The sequence below is a fragment of the Streptomyces sp. SAS_272 genome (genome assembly GCF_052543235.1).
The window spans coordinates 324783-346223 of record NZ_JBMNDR010000002.1 but is presented as its reverse complement, the minus strand read 5'-3'; the positions used below and the strand labels follow the sequence as shown (position 1 = coordinate 346223).

Here is a 21441-nt window from a genome sequence, read left to right as displayed (position 1 = left end):
CCCCCCCCCCCCCCCCCCCCCCCCCCCCCCCCCCCCCCCCCCCCCCCCCCCCCCCCCCCCCCCCCCCCCCCCCCCCCCCCCCCCCCCCCCCCCCCCCCCGGCCGTCTCATGCGGCGTCGCCGGCCGTCACCTGCAGACGGGCCTCGAACAGCTCGGGACTCGACACGGCGAGAGCCCGCAGCGCCGCACTGTGCGGCTGGAACTCCGGCTGCGCCACCGCCGCGCGCAGACTGGCGTTGTCCGCCCAGCGCGCGATGTTCACGTACGACGTCGGATCGCCGAGCCGGCGGTGCAGGGTGTGCTCGATGAAACCCGGCTGGGCCGCGAAGAACGCCGAGGTCGCGGCGAAGACTTTCTCGAACTCCTCCGCCTCCCCCGTCAGCTGGAACCTGTTGACGAGGGTCACGGGGACCGCCTTCGCCGCCGCCGTGACCCGGGCGACGAGCTGCTCGTAGCGGGCCAGCGTGTCCCCGGGGCTCGGGCCGTCGAGCGCCGCGTGGATCTGCGGCGCGATCTCGCCGTGCCGGTGCAGTCCGCTGTGCGTGAGCGCCACGGTCGTCCGCCCGGGGCCGGCCGGCTCGAAGTCGACCTCGATGAAGCTCGCCTTCTCGTCGTCGAAGATCGGCTGCCAGTGCGGGCCGACCCGCCAGGTCAGCACGATCCGCTTGGACGGGTTCCACTCCACCACCGTGCCCCAGGCGATGTCGGTGCCGTCGGCGCCGACCTCGTAGTAGCGGCCGCCCTCGAAGGGTTCGATGGTCAGCGACACCCGGTCCTCGACGAAGACGTGCCTCTCGGGGAACCATTCGATCGGACGCTCGGCGAAAATGGCGAAGGCCCGGTCGGCGGGCACGTCCACCGTCACCGTCTTGCGCACGTCGGGGACCTTCTGCGCCTCGGTCATGACTGCTCCTTGGGCGTTGGGATCATGCCCCCACCCTGGTCGACACGTCTTGAACCTGAACGGAACACCGATGGAACGCGGGACGCCCGCGCGGGACACCGGACGAGGCGGGCCCGACCGGACGGAGACGGGCCCGACCGGACGGAGACGGGCACGACCGGACGGGGACGGTCGGGGAGGCACGGAGACGGGGCGGGGACGGGCGGGGAAGGGCGTCGATCGCGCGTGTAGGGGTTCTCTAGCGCCCGGGGCCAACGTGAGCCGCATGCGTATCCTGGTCACCGGCGCGGCCGGCTTCATCGGCTCCCACTACGTGCGAGCGATGCTGAGCGGTGAGTACGCCGGATACGAACAAGCCGAGATCACCGTCCTCGACAAACTCACCTACGCCGGCAACCGGGCGAACCTCCCCGCCGAGCACCCCCGGCTGACCTTCGTCCACGGCGACATCTGCGACCGCGAGCTGCTGCGCGGCCTCGTCCCCGGGCACGAGGCCGTCGTCCACTTCGCCGCCGAATCCCACGTCGACCGCTCCCTGGTGCACGCCGCCGACTTCGTGGGCACCAACTGCGTCGGCACGCACAACGTCATGGAGGCGAGCCTCGCCGCCGGCGTGTCCCGCGTGGTGCACGTGTCCACCGACGAGGTGTACGGCTCCATCGCCCACGGCAGCTGGACGGAGGAGTGGCCGCTCGCCCCCAACTCGCCCTACGCGGCGTCCAAGGCGGCCGGCGACCTCATCACCCTCTCCTACGCCCGCACCCACGGCCTGGACGTGTCCGTCACCCGCTGCTCCAACAACTACGGCCCCTACCAGCACGTCGAGAAGCTCATCCCGCTGTTCGCCACCAACCTGCTCGACGGTGTTCCCGTCCCCCTCTACGGCGACGGCGCCAACGTCCGTGAGTGGCTGCACGTCTCCGACCACTGCCGTGCCGTACAGCTGGTGCTGACGGGCGGCCGCCCCGGCGAGGTCTACAACGTCGGCGGCGGCACCGAACGCACCAACCGGGAGATCACCGACCTGCTCCTGAACCTGTGCGGAGCCGACCCGTCCCTCGTCGACCGCGCCCCCGACCGCAAGGGCCACGACCTGCGCTACGCCCTGGACGACTCCAGGATCCGCACCGAACTCGGCTACGCCCCCCGGATCCCCTTCGACGAGGGCCTCGCCGCGACCGTCGCCTGGTACCGCGACAACCCCACCTGGTGGCGCCCCCTGAAGAACGACGGCCGGGAACCCGCGGTCGCCGCGGCGGCCGGCGGACGGGAGAGGACCGCCTGATCCCGCCCGTCCCCCGTGGAGAGTTCTGATCCGCCGGGAGCCCGCCCGGCCCCGCGAACCTTCACAAGAACCGACCCGCACGTGCCGCGCGTCCTGATCTACGGTGCCATGAGGCACCTGGGACCGGGGAGGAACCGTGCAGCAGTCGAGGGCGGCGCTCGCCGAACGGATCGCGGAGCGCAGAGCCGGGGGCGACGACCCCCGCGCTCTGGTGGGCGAGATGCGACGCTCGGTCCTGCTGGTGCCGGTGGCCGACGGGGGGCTGTGGTCGGTGCGTTCGGGCGGGGTGCGGTGGATCTGCGGGTTCACCGACGAGACGGCGCTCGCCCGGTTCGCCCTGCACCACGGTCCCGGCGACCGGCCCGTGGAGTACGCGGCGCTGCTCGGCGCGCGCATCGTCGACGAGATCGTGCCGGCCCTGGGCGAGCCCGCCGGGCTGGCCGTCGACATCGCCACCGACGAGGGGTCGATGTTCTTCCCGCCGGTCGTCGGCATCGTCCGCGACGAGGTCGCCGTCGACGCCGGTACCGCCCAAGAGCGGAGGCGGCCATGAGCGGTGAGGGAACGGACCTTCAGCTCGGTCAGGAGGCCGTCGCGAAGTTCACCCAGGGCGTGGGCGCGACGATCGACCAGCTCGGCGAACTCGGCGGCGCCACCGGCTCGGTGATGGGCAAGGGCTTCTCGGAGCTGGCCATGACCCAGATGGAGGCCGGGCACCACGGCCTGTCGGCGGACTTCGAGGACTTCTGCGAGCGCTGGGAGTGGGGAGTGCGCGCCCTGGTGCACGACGCCAGCGCCCTCGCGAACCGCCTCGGCCTCGCGGCGGGCACCCAGTGGGAGCACGACCAGTACATAGCGGGCTCGTTGAAGGTGGGCGTCAACTCCGTGATGGGCGGCAACCCGCACGCCACCGAGGAGGAGATCGCCCAGCAGGACTGGGGCGACGTCTTCACACCGGACGCCCTGGACCCCGACTGGAGCGGCGAGTCGTTCGACAAGGCCGGTCAGGACATCGAACAGACCTGGAAGGACACCGGTCGCACCGTCCTCACCGAGGGCGACGGCGGCCGGCGGTCGGAGCTGCTCAACGACGCGCTCGGCATCTCCGACGACCAGTGGAACCAGGCACTGGACGACACCTTCGGCCCGTCGCCGGAGGAACGCGCGCAGCAGCAACAGCAACAGGGCGACTCCGGGGGCAACTGACGGTGGGCATCGGCGACTTCATCAGTGACATCACGCCCGACTCGGTCGAGGACGCGGTCGAGGACGGCGTCGCGTGGGTCGGCGACCGGGTCGAGGACGCGGGCAACTGGACCGCCGACAAACTGGAGGACGCCGGCTGGCAGACCGGCGCGGACTGGGTGCGCGAGCAGTCGCGCTCGGTCGCCGACCGGCTGGGCGCCGAGGTCGACGAGATGGACCTCGGGCAGACCGAGGACAAGACCAAGCTGATCTACGGCAGCGCCGACAAGATCCGCTCCACCGCCGAGAAGCTCCGCGGCTTCCAGTCGTCCTTCGACAGCGCGGGCGAGGGCCTCAAGGGCCTCGACTCGTCCCGGCTCAAGGGCGAGACGGCCGAGGCGCTGCGCACCGCGGTGGCCACCCAGCCGCCCAAGTGGTTCACCGGCGCCGACGCCTGCACGAAGGCGGCCGCCGCGCTCGAGGCGTTCGCCGGCACCGTCACCTGGGCACAGGGGCAGGCGCAGACGGCGATCGACAAGTGGAAGGAGGGTGTCAAGGCGTCCGAGGACGCCGCCGACGCCCACCGCAAGAAGGTCGACGACTACAACAGCGCCGTCGACCGCTACAACGCCCAGCCAGCCGACAAGCGCGACCCCTCCACCCTCCCCGCCAAGCCGGCGGCGACCTTCGACGACCCCGGCAAGAAGCTGATGCAGGACGCTCAGAACCTGCTCGCCGAGGCCCGCAAGCAGCGCAACTCGGCGGCGGAGACCGCCCGTTCCGCCGTCCGAGCCGCCCGCGACACCGCCCCCGCGAAGCCGTCCTACGCCGAGCAGTTGAACGACGGCATGCAGGAACTGCAGATCATGGGCGACCACGTCGGCGGCGGCGTCATCAAGGGCACCGCCGGCATCCTCAACTTCGTCCGCGGCATCAACCCGATGGACCCGTACAACCTCACGCACCCGGCCGAGTACGTCACCTCCCTCAACAGCCTGGCCGCCGGACTGGTCGTCGCCGCCAACGACCCGGTCGGCACCGGCAAGCAGATGGTCACCGACTTCATGAAGGACCCCAGCGAGGGCCTCGGACGGCTGCTGCCCGACGTCGCGCTGACCGTGGCCACCGGGGGCGGCGGCGCCGCGGTGAAGGGCGTGCGGATCGCGGAGGACGCCGCCGAGGCCGCGCGACTGCGCCGCCTGCTCGACGACGCCCCGGACGGGACCCACAACACCCCCGACGGCGACCGCAACCCCGGCGGCGACCCGGTGGACCTCGCCACCGGCCGCATGTACCTGCCCCAGACCGACCTCGAACTCCCCGGCATCCTGCCGCTGGTCTTCACCCGCCGTACCGAGTCCGGCTGCACGGCCGGGCGTTTCCTGGGGCCTGCCTGGACGTCCACCGTCGACGAGCGCCTCCAGATCGACGCCGTCGGCGTCCTCCACGTCACCGCCGAGGGGCTCCTGATCGCGTACCCGCACCCGGTCCCCGGCGTGCCCACCACCCCGGAGTCCGGCCGGTCCCGCACCGAGCTGGCCCGCGACGCCCACGGCGACTACACGGTCACCGAGCCCGACAGCGGCCTGGTCTTGCACTTCGCCGCCCCGTCGGGGTCAGAACCGGGCGGCGACGGCGTCGCCTGGCTGTCGGAGGTCCGTGAACGCAACGGTCACACGATCACGATCGACCGCGCCGAGGACGGCCTGCCGCTGGCCCTCGTCCACTCGGCGGGCCACCGGGTGAACCTGCCGTCCGCCGACGGCCTCGTCACCGGGCTCTCCCTGGCCGGCGCGGGCGAGAACGGCGCCGACCTCCCGCTGATGAACTACGGCTACCAGGACGGCGACCTGACCGCCGTCACCCGGCCCTCCGGCGCCACGACCGTCTTCGTCTACGACGACCGCCGCCGCGTCATCGCCTGGATCGACTCCAACGGACACCGCTACGACTACCTCTACGACGACCACGACCGGGTCGTGGCGGAGGGCGGCGAGGCCGGTCACGTCCAGATCACCCTGACCTACACCGAACCCGACCCCGAAACCGGCCACCACACCACCACGCTGACCACCGCCGACGGGCACGCGACCCGCCACCTGTTCGGCCCCGGCTGCCGGCTGCTCGCCGTCACCGACCCGCTCGGCCACACCACCCGGTTCACCTACGACGCGCGCGGCAACCTGCTGACCCGCACCGATCCGCTGGGCCTCACCACAGCGTTCTCCTACGACGTGGACGGCCGGGTCGTGTCCGCCGTCCGCCCCGACGGAAGCGAACTGCGGACCGTGCGCGGTCCGTTCGGCCTGCCCGTGGAGGTCTTCGGGCCGGACGGAACCCGCGTGGTCCACGAGTTCGACGAACGCGGCAACCGCACGGCGGTCACCGACCAGGCCGGCTCCACCACCCGCCACGCCTACGACCACGCCGGCCGGCTCACCTCGGTCACCGACGCCCTCGGCGCGACGACCCGCGTGGTGTGCGACGCGGCCGGGCTGCCGCTGGAGGTGACCGCTCCCGACGGCGCCGTCACCCGCACGCAGCGGGACGCCCTCGGCAGGCCGGTCCGCGTCACCGACCCGACGGGCGCCGTCACCCGCTTCGAGTGGCACGCCGACGGGCAGCTCGCCCGGCGCACCGGACCCGGCGACACGACGGAATCGTGGACGTACGACGGCGAGGGCAACCTCCTCGCCCACACCGACGCCTGCGGCGGCGTCTCACGATTCGAGTACACCCACTTCGACCTCCCGGTCGCCCGGACCCTGCCCGACGGCACCCGCTACGCGTTCGAGCACGACGCCGAGCTGCGCCTCACCCGCGTCACCGACCCACAAGGGCTGAGCTGGACCTACACGTACGACGCGGCCGGCGACATCCGTTCCGAGACCGACTTCGACGGCCGCACCCTCACCTACCGGGTGGACGCCGCGGGCCGGCTCGCGGCCCGTGTCGACGCGCTCGGCGGGACCGTCTCCTTCGAGCGCGACCGACTGGGCCAGGTGGTCCGCAAGGACGTCGACGGCCGCGTGACCACCTACGTCCACGACCGGGCCGGGCGCCTGCTGGAGGCGGCCGGCCCGGACGGTGAGCTCCGCTACCAGTACGACCGGCGGGGGAAGGTCAAGACCGAACTGGTGGACGGCCGTCCCGTCTCCTACTCCTACGACGCCCTCGGACGGCGCACACGGCGCACCACGCCCACCGGCCATGTCACCTCCTACGCCTACGGTGACGACGGACGACTCGAGCACCTGGCCACCGGGGGTCACCGGGTCGGCTTCACCCACGACGCCGTCGGCCGGGAACTGTCCCGCGTCTTCGGCGACGCGATCACCGTGTCCTCCGCCTGGGACGAAGCCGGGCGACTCGCCGCGCAGCACATCACCGCCGGCGCCCGGTTCGTCAACAGCCGCGACTACGCCTACCGCGCCGACGGCCACCTGATATCCGTCGCGGACCGGAAGTCGGGCACCCGCACCTTCGACCTGGACGCAAGGGGCCGGGTCACCGCCGTCCACGCCCACAACTGGACGGAGCGGTACGCCTACGACGGCGCCGGCAACCAGACCTCGGCGTCCTGGCCGTCCCGCCATCCCGGCAGCGAGGCCACCGGAGCGCGCTCCTACACCGGCACCCGCATCACCCGCGCCGGAGACGTGCGCTTCGAGCACGACGCCCTCGGCCGGGTCGTCCTGCGGCAGAAGACCCGTCTCTCCCGCAAGCCCGACACCTGGCGCTACGCCTGGGACACGGAGAACCGCCTCACCTCCGTCACCACCCCCGACGGGACCCTCTGGCGGTACCGCTACGACCCGCTGGGCCGCCGCACCGCGAAGCAGCGCCTGGCGTCCGACGGTGAGAGCGTGGTCGAGGAGACCCGCTTCACCTGGGACGGCCTCACCCTGTGCGAACAGACCGGCCACCAGCCGGACTCCCCGCACACGGTCGCCCTCACCTGGGACCACCGCGCCGGCACGGTCCTCGCCCAGACCGAGCGCATCCTCACCGCCGACGCCCGCCAGGAGGAGATCGACCGCCGGTTCTTCGCCATCGCCACCGACGTCGTCGGCACTCCCACCGAGCTGATCGACGAGTCCGGCGACATCGCGTGGCGCAGCCGCAGCACGCTCTGGGGCACCACCGCCTGGGCCCGGGACAGCAGCGCCTACACCCCGCTGCGCTTCCCCGGCCAGTACTACGACCCCGAGACCGGCCTGCACTACAACTACTTCCGCCACTACGACCCCGAGACCGGCCGCTACACCTCCCCCGACCCCCTCGGCCTCGCTCCCGCCCCCAACCCCCTCGCGTACGTGGACAATCCGCTCAGCGGATCCGACCCGCTGGGCCTCATGCCCAAGTACACGAAGGAGGAGCGGGCCCAGAAGCGGATCAGTAAGGTCGTGGACGACATCGTCGAGAGAGCACAGGACGGCGGGTTCAGGAAGCGCCACGACTACCACGGGGACACCCGGCACGCCTTCAGCGACGAACGGGTCATCGAGATCCTCAAGAACCCGGACGCCGTGTACCACTCGACGGGCACGGCCGGGACGTTCACCTTCCGACAGGGTGATGACATCGTGGTGATCGACGGCCCCGGCACCACCCAGGGCCAGGCCATCACCGCATACGGACCGTCGGGAATCAAGGGCGACTCCGGGGCCACGGCGCTCGGCGGGAAACCCACGGACCCCGGTGCCCCGGTGACGCACGAGGACATCGTGAACGGCAGGATTCCCGCGAAGGACGGCCGCTTCCAGCCTCCGGCGGTACAGATCAGATGAGGCAGTGATGACGACGAAAGTGACGTTCGACGGCGGCTGGTCCGCGACGGTGACGGACGAGCCGCTCGACCTCGTGCCCCGTCTCCTCGGTACTTTCCTGATCGTTTCCCCCTGGGCGGACCGGGTGCAACGGGAGAAGTTCCTCGCGGACACGTTCGGCAGCCAGGACCTGCTGTGGGACTTGCCCGACGTTTTCCGTTTCGCCCCGAGCGACCGACGGCTGGTCGGGGCTGAATTCCGAATTCCGGAAGAATCCGCCTCAGCCGAGGACTCGGCCCGCCTTCCCGTCCCGCCCGAAGTGCGCCCGGGCGGGCTCCGCGCGGACGAGGTCAAGGACTTCCGGCACGAGATGTGCACGGTGGTGTGCCGTGCTCCCGGCGATGCCGTGCTGACCTGTCTGCGCGACCTCGCCGTTCTCGACGAGCCGCTGGAGGCCCGCATCGGCATCGCCCCCGACGTGGCACTCCTCGTCCAGCACGGCGCCGTCGTCGGCTGGAGCCTGACGGACCCGGCCCGGTACCTGACCCCTGGATTCGCCGCCCCTGACCCCGACCCGCCCTCGCCCGCCACCTGTCGCCTGCTCACCGAATGCCTGGACCTGATCACTCCGCCAGTGGTCGACGACCTGGTGGACGGCGAACCGGCAGCCCTGGCCCGCCTCCGGGCCGCCGACGAAGCCTTGCGCAACCAGCAGGAGGACCGACACCGGGCGGACGCCCTGCTCGGCCTCATCGCCACCATGGTCGAGGACTACGGAAACTGGTGACCGAGTCAGAAAGCGGGCGTTCCCGTCTCAGGAGAGCGCGAGGCCCGGCCGCCCTGGACCGACTCCGGGCCCTGGAACGGTCCCTGCGCGAGCAGCCCGAGGACCGGCACCGCGTCGACGCCCTGTCGGCCCTCGTCGCCACCCTGGTCGAGGACTACGCCTGCGGCCTCGCCGCCGCACCCCGACAAAGCAAAAGCCCCAGGTCACGGCGAGTGAGTCCTGAGGCTTCGGCAGAGCCGCCTTCGGGATTCGAACCCGAGACCTACGCATTACGAGTGCGTTGCTCTGGCCATCTGAGCTAAGGCGGCGCGCTGTCCGCACCATGGTGCGGTCAGCAACGTCGGTAAGTCTACACAGTTTCCCGGGGTGCTCCGCACCAGCTCCGGGGGTGCGACACGCGGGGCCGGGCGAGGGGCTATGAGCAGCGCTTTCCCTTCGCCGGAGGCGTCCCGTCGAGCAGGTAGGCGTTGATCGCGGAGTCGATACAGGCGCTGCCGCGACCGTAGGCGGTGTGTCCGTCGCCCACGTAGGTGAGGAGGCGTGCGGAGGTGAGCTGGCGGGAGAGGGACACAGCCCAGGGGTACGGGGTCGCCGGGTCACGGGTGGTGCCGACGACGACGATCGGCGCGGCGCCCTTCGCCTCGATGCGTTGCGGCTCACCGGTGGGTCCCACCGGCCAGTACGTGCAGTTCAGGGAGGCCCAGGCAAGGCCCTCGCCGAAGACGGGGGACGCCTTCTCGAAGGACGGCAGCGCCTTCTCCACCTGCTCCGGGGTGGAGAACGCGGCGGGGAGGTCCAGGCAGTTCACCGCGGCATTGGCGGCCATCAGGTTGGCGTACCGGCCTTCGGCGTCGCGCTCGTAGTAGGCGTCCGAGAGGATGAGCAGCCCCGCGCCGTCGCCCTCCTTCATGGCCGAAGCCAGCGCCTCACGCAGCTGCTCCCACGTGCTCTCGTCGTACATCGCGGCGATCACACCGGTGGTGGCGAGGGCCTCGCCGAGCCTGCGGCCGTCCGGGTCGCCGGCGGGGAGGGGGTGTGCGTCGAGCTTGCGGAAGAAGGCCTTCAGGTTCTCGCCGACCTCGGCGGGAGGGGCGCCCTTCGCGGCGAGCGGGCAGTCGGGCTGTCGCACGCAGTCCTTCGCGAACGACCGGAACGCCGTCTCGAACCCGGCCGTCTGGTCCAGGTTCAGCCGGTGGGCGGGCAGCGCCGGATCCATCGCGCCGTCGAGGACGAGCCTGCCCACCCGGTTCGGGAACAGGCCCGCGTACGTCGCCCCGAGGAACGTCCCGTAGGAAGCCCCCACGTACGTCAGCTTCCCGTCGCCCAGGATCGCGCGCAGGATGTCCATGTCGCGGGCCGCCCCGACGGTGGAGACGTGACGCAGCAGCCGTGCCGAACGTGCGCCACAGGCCTCCGCGAACTTCTTGTACGCGCCGACGAGTTCGTCCCTCTCCCGCCGGTCGTCGGGCGTGGTGTCCGTCTGCGTGTACGCGTCCATCTCAGGGCCGTCGAGGCACTCCACGGGCTCGCTGCGGGCCACCCCCCTGGGGTCGACGGCGACCATGTCGTAACGGGCTCGGACGGCGGCGGGGTAGCCGATGCCGGCGTACTGCTGGAGGTAGCCGACCGCCGAGCCGCCCGGTCCGCCCGGGTTCACCAGCAGCGAGCCGAGGCGCTTGCCCGGGCCCGTCGCCTTCTTGCGGGCCACCGCGAGCCGGACATCGCCCGCGCCCGGGTCGGCGTAGTCGAGCGGCGCCTTGACGGTGGCGCACTGGAATCCGGGGACACCGCAGTCGCGCCAGCTCGGCTTCTGCGCGTAGTACGGCGCGAGTGACGAGGGCGTGGCCCGCGGGAGCGCGGCGAGCGCCGCCCTCGCCGTCGAACCGGCGGTGCCCGTCGGCTTCCCGGCGGAGCAGCCGGATACGAGCAGCGCGGCGAGCGACAGAAGGGTGACGCCGGTACGGGACCTGCGGAGGGAACGCCTGATGTCCATCCGACGAGCGTAACTGTGAGCGACGATCCGCATGCTCTGCGTACACCAAGTGCTCACGGACGAGTGACGCCGTCAACCCACGGCCGACGGCTTCCCCAAGGTCGGCGGCCCCCCGGGTTCGGCGGGGGTTGAGCGACCCCCCGAGTTCGGCGGCCGCCGGGGGTCCGGCGGCCCCCGGCTTCGGCGGGGGTTGAGCGGCCGCCCGAAACCGCCCGAATTCGGCGGGCCGCCCGGGTTCGGTGCCCTCGTCAGCCCGCTCTCAGCGCGAGCGTCATCGCCTCCACCGCCAGCAGCGGGGCCACATTGCGGTCGAGGGCGTCTCTGCAGGCTGCGATGGCGTCGATCCGGCGGAGCGTCGACTCGGGTCTGCTGCCCCGGGCGAGCCGCTCCAACGCGTCCTCGGCGTCCGCGTTGGCGATCGCGATGCGGGAGCCGAGCTGGAGGGCCAGGACATCACGGTAGAAGGCGGTGAGGTCGGTGAGCGCGAGGTCGAGGCTGTCGCGCTGGGTGCGCGTCCTGCGCCGCTTCTGCTTGTCCTCCAGGTCCTTCATGACGCCCGCCGTGCCGCGCGGCATCCGGCCGCCCTGGACCGCGCCCAGTGCCGCCTTCAGCTCCTCGGTCTCCTTGCCGTCCCGCTCCTCCGCGAGCTGCTTGGCGTCCTCGGCGGCCGCGTCGACCAGCTCCTGGGCGGCCCTGAGGCAGCCGCCTACGTCGTCGACGCGCAGGGGAACCTTCAGCACGGTCGCCCTGCGCTCGCGCGCGGCGGGGTCGGTGGCGAGCCGCCTGGCCCGGTCGACGTGCCCCTGGGTGGCCCGGGCGGCGGCCGCGGCGACGGCCGGCTCGATGCCCTCGCGCCGTACGAGCATGTCGGCGACGGCCTCGACGGAGGGCGTGCGCAGGTTCAGGTGCCGGCAGCGGGAGCGGATGGTGGGCAGCACGTCCTCCAGAGAGGGCGCGCAGAGCATCCAGACCGTGCGGGGGGCGGGCTCCTCGACCGCCTTCAGCACGGCGTTGGCCGACTTCTCGTTCAGCCGCTCCGCGTCCTCGACGAGGATGACCTGCCAGCGGCCCGTCGCGGGGGAGGTGTAGGACTTGCGGACCGTGTCGCGCATGTCCTCGGCGAGGATCTGCGACCCGACCGCGGCGACGGTCGCGACGTCGGCGTGCGTGCCGATGAGGGCCGTATGGCAGCCGTCGCAGAACCCGCAGCCCGGGGTGCCGCCCAGCGCCCGGTCCGGGCTCACGCACTGCAGGGCGGCGGCGAAGGCCCGTGCCGTCTGGCTGCGGCCGGCGCCCGGCGGGCCGGTGAACAGCCAGGCGTGCGTCATCTTCGACGTCTCCGGCGGGGCTGTCCCGGAGGCTGCCGCGGTGACGAACGCGTCGGCGTCCCGAGCGGCGGCGATCAGCTGCTCGCTCACCTTCTCCTGCCCGACGAGGTCGTCCCACACGGTCATGCGTCACGCCGCCCTTTCGTCACGTTTCGCGCTGCGGGTTCCATTGTGCGGGCCGCCACTGACAACCGGGCGCCGGGCCGCGGGGCGGGGCGACTCCGCGGCCCGGGCCCACCACGCCGCGAACCGCCCGCCGCGTCCCCACGCTCACCCCTCGAGGCGGGACGTCGACCTTCCGCCGTCCACTTTCCGCCACCTTCCGCCTTCGACCTTCGCCCTTTGGCCTTCGGCGGCTGGCGCTCAGCGGCGACGGCCCCGTCCGCGGCCCTCGTCGCGGTCGTCCTCGTCCCGGTGCGGTCCCAGCAGTTCGTCCGCCAGCGTCGGCAGATCGTCCAGCGGGGTCTCCTCGGCCCAGTCGGGCCGCGGGCGCCGACGAGGTGCGCCCTCCTCGTCCAGCTGCGGCAGTTCGCGCGTCCGGTCGTCGGCGCCGTCGGGACGCGCACCGCCCCGCTCGGCCCGTCCGCCCCGCTCGTCGCGGAAGAAGCCCGGCGGCACCCGGTCCGAGGGGCTCTCGTCCCTGACCGGAGGCAGGACGGCCGTCTCGTCCTCGGGTCGCTGGTCACGCACCGGAGGCAGGACGGCCGTCTCGTCCTCGGGTCGCTGGTCACGCACCGGAGGCAGAACCGCCGTCTCGTCCGCGGCGCCTGCCGGGATCGACGGCTGCGGCAGCTCGGTCGTCACCTCTGCGTCGGCCGACGGCCCTGCGGCCCCGGCCGACGTCCGGGGGGACTGCTCGGGCTCCTTGTCCATCCGGACCGGCGGCAGCACCGCCGTCTCGTCCACCGGGCCGCCGGACGCGTTGGTCGGAGTCACCACCGGCGTCGGCACGGTCACCGCCTCCGGCGGGACCGCCGCGGCAGCGGCCGGGCGGGGCGACTTCGGGCCGACCGACGCGGCGGCGGCGGCCTGCTCGGCCGCCCGCCTGGCCTGCTCGGCCCGCAGCAGCGCCTCCTCGGCCTTGCGCTGCTTCTCCAGCCGCCGGCTCTCGGCCTCGGCGCGCAGCCTGGCCTCCTCCTCGGCCTGCTTGCGACGCCGCTCCTCGTCCGCCTTGCGGCGGGCCTCCTCCTCGGCGCGGGCCTTCTCCTCGGCGAGGAGCCGGACCCGCTCCTCCTCGGCACGCCTACGGGCCTCCTCGGCGCGCAGCCGGGCCTCCTCCGCCTGCCGTTCGGCCTCGCGGCGCTGCGCCTCCTCCAGCTCGCGCCGCTTGCGCTCCTCCTCCTCGGCGCGCAGCTTGGCGAGCTGCTCCTGGCGCTCACGCTCGAGGCGCTCCTCCTCGGCCTTGCGCGCGGCCTCCTCCTCCGCCTTGCGGCGGGCCTCCTCCTCGGCCTTCCTGCGCGCCTCCTCCTGGGCCTTGATCTCGGCCTCGGACAGGGGCAGCAACTGGTCGAGCCGGTGCCGGACGACGGCGGTGACGGCCTCGGGCTCCTGCGCCGCGTCGACGACCAGGTAGCGCCCCGGGTCGGCGGCGGCCAGGGTGAGGAAACCGGAGCGCACGCGCGCGTGGAACTCCGCCGGTTCCGACTCCAGCCGGTCCGGCGCCTCCGTGAAACGCTCGCGGGCGGCCTCCGGCGAGACGTCCAGAAGGACCGTCAGATGCGGGACCAGGCCGTTCGTCGCCCAGCGTGAGATCCGCGCGATCTCGGTCGGGGACAGGTCACGGCCGGCGCCCTGGTAGGCCACGGACGAGTCGACGTACCGGTCGGTGATGACCACCGCGCCGCGCTCCAGAGCGGGCCGCACGACGGTGTCGACGTGCTCCGCACGGTCCGCCGCGTACAGCAGCGCCTCCGCCCGATGCGACAGCCCGGCGCTCGAGACGTCGAGCAGGATCGAGCGCAGTCGCTTGCCCACGGGCGTGGCCCCGGGCTCGCGGGTGAGGACGACCTCGTGCCCCTTGGCCCTGATCCACTCGGCGAGCGCCTCGGCCTGGGTGGACTTGCCGGCGCCGTCGCCGCCCTCCAGGGCGATGAAGAAGCCGTTCGCGGCCGGAACGGTCTCCGGGTCGTCGCCGCCGAGGAGCGCGTCCCGCAGGTCCTTCCGGAGGGGGACGCCGGAGCGGTCGTCGACCTTGGCGAGCACCAGTGCGGCCACCGGCAGCAGCAGCGCGCCGACCAGCATGAGCACGAACGCCGCTCCGCCGTGCGCGAAGACGAACCGGCCGTTCTCCAGCCGGTGCGGGCCGATGAGCGCCGCGACCGGCGGGGCGAGCAGCGCGCCCAGCGCCACCATGACCCGGACCACGGCGTGCAGGTGCTCGGTGGTCCGCGCGCGGCGGTGGTCCTCGGTCTCCTGGTCGAGCAGCGTGTGCCCCGTGTTGGCGGCGACGCCCGCGCCCACACCGGCCAGGGTCACGATCAGCAGCACGCTGGTGACGTCCGGGACCAGGCCGGCGGCCAGCAGCGCCACGCCGGTGAAGGCGATGGCCAGTGCGAGCAGCCTGCGTCGGGACAGCGACACCAGCACCTTCGGGGCGGTGCGGACGCCGATGACGACGCCGCCGGTCAGCCCGAGCACGAGCAGCCCGTACAGGACGGGTCCGCCGCCCAGGTCCTTGGCGTGCAGCACGGCGACGGCGACGGCGGCGGCGATCGCCCCGGCGACCGCGGCGCAGGCGAGGACCAGCAGCGGGATCGCGCCCGTGCGGCCGCTGTCGACGCCGGTGGCGGTGCGGGGACGGCGCAGGCCCTCGAGCGGCGACCGCGCGCGGGGGGTGCGCACCGCGGGCAGTTCGAGGAACGTCACGATGGACAGCGACCCGGCGAAGAGCCCCCCGGCGACGTACGAGGCGAGAGCCGCCTGGTGCTGGTCGAACCAGGCGACGCCGACGCCCAGAAGATTGTTGAACAACGCCGCGACGACCAGGGTGAGCGCACCCAGCGGGATCGTCACGAAGCCGGTGCGCAGCGACAGGCGGCGCAGGGCGTCCATGTGGTCGGGCAACGGCCGTACCGTCGCGCCCTCCAGAGGCGGCGCGGGCAGGAGGGCCGGGGCGGCGCTCTCCCGGGCGACCGTCCAGAACCGTTCGGCGACACCCGTCACGAACACCGTGACGAGCAGCAGGGGCAGCGCGTCGTCCGGCGTCCAGTCGATCCACAGGGGCGCGACGATCAGCAGGGCGGCGCGCAGACCGTCGGCGGCGACCATGGTCCAGCGGCGGTCGAGCGGGCCGTCGGGCGAGGTGAGCGAGGTCAACGGGCCCAGGAGGACCGCTCCGAAGAGCAGGGTGGCCAGAATGCGCACCCCGAAGACGGTCGCCACCGCGAAGGCCACGCCCCGGTAGCCGCCCCCGAAGGAGGCCTCCGCGATGGCCGCCTGGAGGACGAGGAGGACGAAGACCAGAAGGGCGAGGGCATCACCCACACCGCCCACCAGCTGCGCGCTCCAGAGCCGCTTGAGCTGCGGCTCGCGCAACAGTGCGCGCACGGCGCGCTCGCGGGAGTCCGCCACCAGGGCGTCGTCCGGGGCCGGGTGGTGGGCCGTTGGCTGCTCGGCTCGCGTCATGCTTTCAGCCTATCGGCCGCGGCTGACAGCCCGTGGCCCCCGTCCGGGCGTGCGACCGCCCCGACACCAAAGTGATGCCGGGGCGGTCGTTTTCGTGAACGCGCCGTGCGGAAACCGTGTCGGATCCGCGGCCGACCATGCCCTGAAGGCGCCGTTCGCCCGAAAGGAGCGATCCGTCCGGACGGTGGTCGCGTCCGGTCCGGTCCGCTCAGTCCTCGGACGTCGACCGGGCGGCCGTCGTCTTCGTCGCGGTGCTCGTCTTCGCCGCCGTCTTCTTCGCCGTCGTCTTCTTGGCGGCCGTCGTGGTCTTCTTGGCCGCGGCCTTCTTCGCCGGCGCGGCCTTCTTCGCGGTCGCCGTCTTCTTCGCCGGGGCCTTCTTCGCCGTCTTCTTGGCGGGCGCCTTGGCACGCTTCTCGGCGAGCAGCTCGTAGCCGCGCTCCGGGGTGATCTCCTCGACGCTGTCGCCGGAGCGCAGGGTCGCGTTGGTCTCCCCGTCGGTGACGTACGGGCCGAAGCGGCCGTCCTTGACGACGACGGCCTTTCCGCTGACCGGGTCCGCGCCCAGCTCCTTCAGCGGCGGCTTGGCGGCCGCCCGGCCGCGCTGCTTGGGCTGGGAGTAGATCTCCAGCGCCTCTTCGAGGGTGATCGTGAAGAGCTGGTCCTCGGTCTGCAGCGACCGCGAGTCCGTGCCCTTCTTCAGGTACGGCCCGTAGCGGCCGTTCTGCGCGGTGATCTCCTGGCCCTCCGCGTCCGCGCCGACGACACGCGGCAGGGACATGAGCTTGAGGGCCTCCTCCAGCGTCACGGTGTCCGGCGACATCGTCTTGAACAGCGAGGCCGTACGCGGCTTCACGGCGTTCTTGCCGGTCTTCGGGGTGCCCTCGGGGAGCACCTCGGTGACGTACGGGCCGTAGCGGCCCTTCCTGGCGACGATCTGGTGACCCGTCGCCGGGTCGGCGCCCAGTTCGAAGTCACCGCTCGGCGCGGCGAGGAGTTCCTCGGCCATCTCGAGGGTCAGCTCGTCGGGCGCCAGCTCTTCGGCGATGTCCGCCCGCTGGTGACCCTCCTCGCCCTTCTCCCCGCGCTCGATGTAGGGGCCGAAACGGCCGACCCGCAGCATGACGCCGTTGCCGACGGGGAACGACGACACCTCGCGCGCGTCGATCGCGCCCAGGTCGGTGACCAGTTCCTTGAGGCCGCCGAGGTGGTCCCCGTCGCCGTTGCCGGCGTCGGCGGCACGGCCCTCGGCCGCACCCTCGCCGAAGTAGAACCTCTTGAGCCACGGCACGGACTGCGCCTCGCCGTTGGCGATGCGGTCGAGGTCGTCCTCCATCTTCGCGGTGAAGTCGTAGTCGACGAGCCGCCCGAAGTGCTTCTCCAGAAGGTTGACCACGGCGAAGGACAGGAAGGACGGGACGAGCGCCGTGCCCTTCTTGAAGACGTAGCCGCGGTCGAGGATCGTGCCGATGATCGACGCGTACGTGGACGGCCGGCCGATCTCGCGCTCTTCGAGCTCCTTGACCAGGCTTGCCTCGGTGTAGCGGGCCGGGGGCTTGGTGGCGTGCCCGTCGACCGTGATCTGTTCGGCGGACAGCGGGTCGCCCTCGGTGACCTGGGGAAGCCGGCGCTCACGGTCGTCCAGCTCGGCGTTCGGGTCGTCGGCGCCTTCGACGTACGCCTTGAGGAAGCCGTGGAAGGTGATCGTCTTGCCCGAGGCACTGAACTCGACGTCCCGGCCGTCGGCCGCGGCGCCGCCGATCTTGACGGTCACGCTGTTGCCGGTCGCGTCCTTCATCTGCGAGGCGACTGTCCGCTTCCAGATCAGCTCGTACAGCCTGAACTGGTCGCCGGCCAGACCCGTCTCGGCGGGGGTGCGGAAACGATCACCCGAGGGGCGGATCGCCTCGTGCGCCTCCTGCGCGTTCTTGACCTTCGCCGCGTACGTGCGCGGCTGGGCGGGCAGATAGTCGGCCCCGTACAGCTGCGTGACCTGGGCGCGGGCCGCGGATACGGCCGTGTCGCTCAGCGTCGTGGAGTCCGTACGCATGTACGTGATGTAGCCGTTCTCGTACAGCTTCTGCGCGACCTGCATCGTGGCCTTCGCGCCGAAGCCCAGCTTGCGGCTGGCCTCCTGCTGCAGGGTCGTCGTACGGAACGGGGCGTACGGCGAGCGGCGGTACGGCTTCGACTCGACGGAGCGCACGGAGAACCGCGTGTTCTCCAGGGCGGCGGCCAGGGCACGGGCGTTCGCCTCGTCGAGCGGGAGGGTGTTCGCGCTCTTGAGTTGTCCCAGGGAGTCGAAGTCGCGGCCCTGCGCGACACGCCTGCCGTCGACGGACTGGAGGCGGGCGACCAGCGACGACGGGTCGGACGGGTCGCCGGCGCGGCCGGTCGCGAAGGTGCCCGTCAGGTCCCAGTACTCAGCGGAACGAAACGCGATGCGCTCGCGTTCCCGCTCGACGACGAGCCGGGTGGCGACGGACTGGACACGCCCGGCCGACAGGCGCGGCATGACCTTCTTCCACAGGACCGGCGAGACCTCGTAGCCGTAGAGACGGTCGAGGATGCGGCGGGTCTCCTGGGCGTCGACGAGCTTCTGGTTGAGCTGGCGCGGGTTGGCCACGGCGGCCCGGATCGCGTCCTTGGTGATCTCGTGGAAGACCATCCGCTTGACCGGGATCTTCGGCTTGAGGACTTCCTGGAGGTGCCAGGCGATCGCCTCGCCCTCGCGGTCCTCATCGGTGGCGAGGAAGAGCTCGTCGGACTCCTTCAGCAGGTCCTTGAGCTTCTTGACCTGCGCCTTTTTGTCGGCGTTGACCACATAGATCGGCTGGAAGTCGTGTTCGACGTCCACACCGAGACGGCGAACCTCACCCGTGTACTGGTCCGGCACCTCCGCGGCGCCGTTGGGAAGGTCGCGGATGTGCCCGACGCTGGCCTCGACGATATAGCCGGGGCCGAGATAACCCTTGATCGTCTTCGCCTTGGCAGGCGACTCGACGATCACGAGTCGGCGGCCGCCCTGTGCGGTCTCGCTGGTCGGGGACAACTTCGCTCTTCTCTCCGGTCGAGGCTGGGGCCTCCCCAGGCCTTGCTCCCGGGGTCGGGTCATGGTGACGCTGCGGAGTGTGACGGTACATCCCGCCCCCGTGTCAAACGGGAAAAGCCCGCAACGGCCACTCGAACGGTAACCCGACTACCGCCATTCCTGCCGCCCGGAGTACCGACCGGCCCTTTTCCGTACGTCCGCAGGTCGCCCTCCCCGCGATCGGCGTGAGCACCCTCACGCCGGCCGAACGTGCGTGCGGCGAGATCGAGTCACAGGCGGGCCAGGCACCAGACGCCGACCACCAGTGCCGCACACGAAGCCAGCAGGGCCAGAGCCGCCGATGCGACAGGGCTCACACCCTGGGCCACGGGTTCCCGTTGCCCCACCCGGACCGCGGTCCACACCAGCAGGCCGCCCCCGAACAGGGCGAACACCATTCCCGCGAAGATCATCGACACACTCTCCATGGTCGCCTCCGCCCCCCTCGTCTGCCCGTGCCTGCTCGCGCCTGCCCATGTCCGTCCCGGCCCCGGCCCGGACGCTGTCACGTGCGGGCGGCGATCCGGCGAACCCGAGGTGAACGCCCGGACTACGCACGGGGCGAACACCGCATCACCGGGGCAGGAGGGGGACAGGGCGGTCGAGGGCAGGGGCAGGCAGGCGGGGAAGGCAGGAAGGAACAGACAGACGTAGGCGTGGGAGCAGAGCCAGGGGCAGGCAGGGGCGGTGGCGCGGTGCGAGGCGTCCGGACGTGCGGGCAGGGCGGCCCCGCGAATCCCGACGGCCCTCGACCCCGAAGCCGCGAAGCCGCGAAGCCGCGAAGCCGCGAAGCCGAAACGCCACGGAGACGAAAAGCCACGGAAGCGCGGAGCCACGGAGACGTGGTGGCGTTCGGCGGGCGCTCGTGTCCGGCGACGGGCGTGACGTTCCGTCCCGAGGAGTCGAAATCCGGCCGCCGGACGGCGTCACTGCGTCGGTTCGAGGAATCCCTGCTCCACCAGCAGGCGGATCTGGGCCGGAGTGCGGTCCCGCAGCCGCACCGGGTCCTCGCCCACCAGCTGGGCGATCGCGTCGAGAATGCGGCCGGCGCTCAGCGAGCCGTCGCACACGCCCGCGAAGCCCGCGCCCACCGTGTCGACCTTGGTCGCCCTGCACATGCCGCGGTGCTGGCGCAGCACCACGTGTTCCGGGTCCTCCGCGCCGGGAAGCCCCACCTGCTCCTGCACGACCTCCTCGACCAGCCTGAAGTGACCGGCGAGCAGAGCCGCGTCATCGTGCGCTCGCAGGTAGTCGAGCCGCTCGAAGTGCGCCAGGACCGCGTCGCCGAGCGGCTGTTCCACCGGGTGCGGCCACTCCTCCACCGTGATCACGGGCTCCGCGGCCGACGTCCTGCGGAGCGTGATCCAGCCGAAGCCGACGGCCTTCACCTTGCGCGCCTCGAACTCGTCCAGCCAGGCGTCGTAGCGCGCCTGGTACTCGGCCGGGTCGCTGCGGTGGTCACCGGCGTCCCTCAGCCAGAGTTCGGCGTACTGCGTGACGTCCTGCACCTCGCGCTGCACGATCCACGCGTCGCACCCACGGGGCACCCACGACCTGAGCCTGTCCTGCCAGTCCTCCCCTTCCACGTGCTGCCAGTTGGCGAGGAACTGTGCGAACCCGCCCTCGTTCAGCCGTTCCCCCGCCCCTTGAACGAGCGAGCGGCACAGATCGTCCCCGCCCATCCCGCCGTCCCGATAGGTCAGCCGGGCTCCCGGCGAGATCACGAACGGCGGGTTCGACACGATCAGGTCGTAGGTCTCGTCGTCCCGGACCGGCTCGAAGAGCGAACCCTCGCGCAGCTCGGCCGCCGGGGCTGCGGACAGCGCGAGAGTGAGGGCAGTGATGTGCAGCGCGCGCGGATTGAGGTCGGTCGCCGTCACGCGTGTGGCGTGCCGGGCGGCGTGCAGCGCCTGGATGCCCGAGCCGGCGCCCACGTCGAGTGCGGCGGAGACGGGCCTGCGCACGGTGATGCCGGCGAGGGTCGTCGACGCGCCTCCGACACCGAGGACGACGCCTTCGTCGGCGCTGCCGATACCGCCGGCGCCCCCGACCGCGCACCCGAGATCGGACACGATGAACCAGTCCTCGCCGTCCGGGCCGCCGTACGGCCGCACGTCGACGGTCGCGGCGATCTCGTCCCCGCCGGTGGGGACCAGCCAGCCGCTCTCCACGCACGCGCCTACCGGCAGGAACTCCGCCACGCGCGCGTGCGGGACCGGTTGCTGAAGCAGGAACAGGCGCACGAGCGTCTCCAGCGGTGTGTCCCCGCGGGTCGCGCGCAGCGCAGGCACGGTCTCACTGCGGGCCAGGGCCGCGTAGGCGGGAGCGCCGAGCAGGTCGAGCAGACCGTCCGCGGTGAAGGAGGCCGCGAGCAGGGCCTCCCGCAGCCGGGCGGCGACGTCGCGGCGGTCGGCGGAGGGCAGGGGAGACAGGGTGGCGTTACTCACGCCCCCATTGTCTCCCGTCGCCCCTGGGGGC

At 72.4% G+C, this 21441-nt stretch carries 12 protein-coding genes and 1 tRNA gene; 5 read left to right on the top strand and 8 right to left on the bottom strand.

Features of this window, described 5'->3' with window-relative positions; genetic code table 11:
• Positions 1-106 precede the first annotated feature (106 nt).
• Entirely contained in the window at positions 107-904 is a 798-nt protein-coding gene (locus tag ACN6LD_RS03215) for an antibiotic biosynthesis monooxygenase (protein ID WP_445042471.1), read from the bottom strand.
• A 265-nt stretch (positions 905-1169) separates the two neighbouring features.
• Here ACN6LD_RS03215 and rfbB point away from each other — a divergent pair, with 265 nt between their 5' ends.
• From rfbB to ACN6LD_RS03190, 5 genes are all read left to right on the top strand, one after another.
• Positions 1170-2189: a dTDP-glucose 4,6-dehydratase gene (gene rfbB, locus ACN6LD_RS03210; protein ID WP_445042470.1), complete on the top strand. Its 1020-nt coding sequence runs from the start codon at positions 1170-1172 to the stop codon at positions 2187-2189.
• A gap of 136 nt (positions 2190-2325) precedes the next feature.
• Positions 2326-2742 carry a hypothetical protein gene (locus ACN6LD_RS03205; protein ID WP_319196320.1) on the top strand — a complete coding sequence of 139 codons (417 nt, stop codon included), beginning with the start codon at positions 2326-2328 and terminating at the stop codon, positions 2740-2742.
• Positions 2739-3395, top strand: coding sequence for a hypothetical protein (locus tag ACN6LD_RS03200; protein ID WP_319196321.1), 657 nt, complete (start codon positions 2739-2741; stop codon positions 3393-3395). The genes ACN6LD_RS03205 and ACN6LD_RS03200 overlap by 4 nt, the downstream gene beginning before the upstream one ends.
• A 2-nt stretch (positions 3396-3397) precedes the next feature.
• Complete coding sequence (locus ACN6LD_RS03195; RefSeq protein WP_445042469.1) at positions 3398-8164, top strand: putative T7SS-secreted protein; 4767 nt, start codon at positions 3398-3400, stop codon at positions 8162-8164.
• A gap of 7 nt (positions 8165-8171) precedes the next feature.
• Positions 8172-8930: a hypothetical protein gene (locus tag ACN6LD_RS03190; protein WP_319189992.1), complete on the top strand. Its 759-nt coding sequence runs from the start codon at positions 8172-8174 to the stop codon at positions 8928-8930.
• Positions 8931-9164: 234 nt separating this feature from the next.
• Here ACN6LD_RS03190 and ACN6LD_RS03185 read toward each other — a convergent pair.
• The 7 genes from ACN6LD_RS03185 to ACN6LD_RS03155 form a co-directional block, all read right to left on the bottom strand.
• Positions 9165-9238, bottom strand: a tRNA-Thr gene (locus tag ACN6LD_RS03185).
• A 107-nt stretch (positions 9239-9345) separates the two neighbouring features.
• Positions 9346-10923, bottom strand: coding sequence for an alpha/beta hydrolase (locus tag ACN6LD_RS03180; protein ID WP_319189990.1), 1578 nt, complete (start codon positions 10921-10923; stop codon positions 9346-9348).
• A 248-nt stretch (positions 10924-11171) separates the two neighbouring features.
• Entirely contained in the window at positions 11172-12377 is a 1206-nt protein-coding gene (locus ACN6LD_RS03175; RefSeq protein ID WP_319189988.1) for a DNA polymerase III subunit delta', read from the bottom strand.
• A gap of 237 nt (positions 12378-12614) precedes the next feature.
• Entirely contained in the window at positions 12615-15875 is a 3261-nt protein-coding gene (gene tmk / locus ACN6LD_RS03170) for a dTMP kinase (RefSeq protein WP_445042468.1), read from the bottom strand.
• Between the two features lie 208 nt (positions 15876-16083).
• Entirely contained in the window at positions 16084-18924 is a 2841-nt protein-coding gene (gene topA / locus ACN6LD_RS03165) for a type I DNA topoisomerase (protein ID WP_319189984.1), read from the bottom strand.
• A gap of 269 nt (positions 18925-19193) precedes the next feature.
• Positions 19194-19391 (bottom strand): hypothetical protein, encoded by a 198-nt coding sequence (locus ACN6LD_RS03160; protein ID WP_319189982.1) that lies wholly within the window; start codon positions 19389-19391, stop codon positions 19194-19196.
• 498 nt (positions 19392-19889) lie between these two features.
• On the bottom strand, positions 19890-21410 hold the full coding sequence (locus ACN6LD_RS03155) for a DUF7059 domain-containing protein (RefSeq protein ID WP_445042467.1): 1521 nt from the start codon (positions 21408-21410) through the stop codon (positions 19890-19892).
• Positions 21411-21441 lie beyond the last annotated feature (31 nt).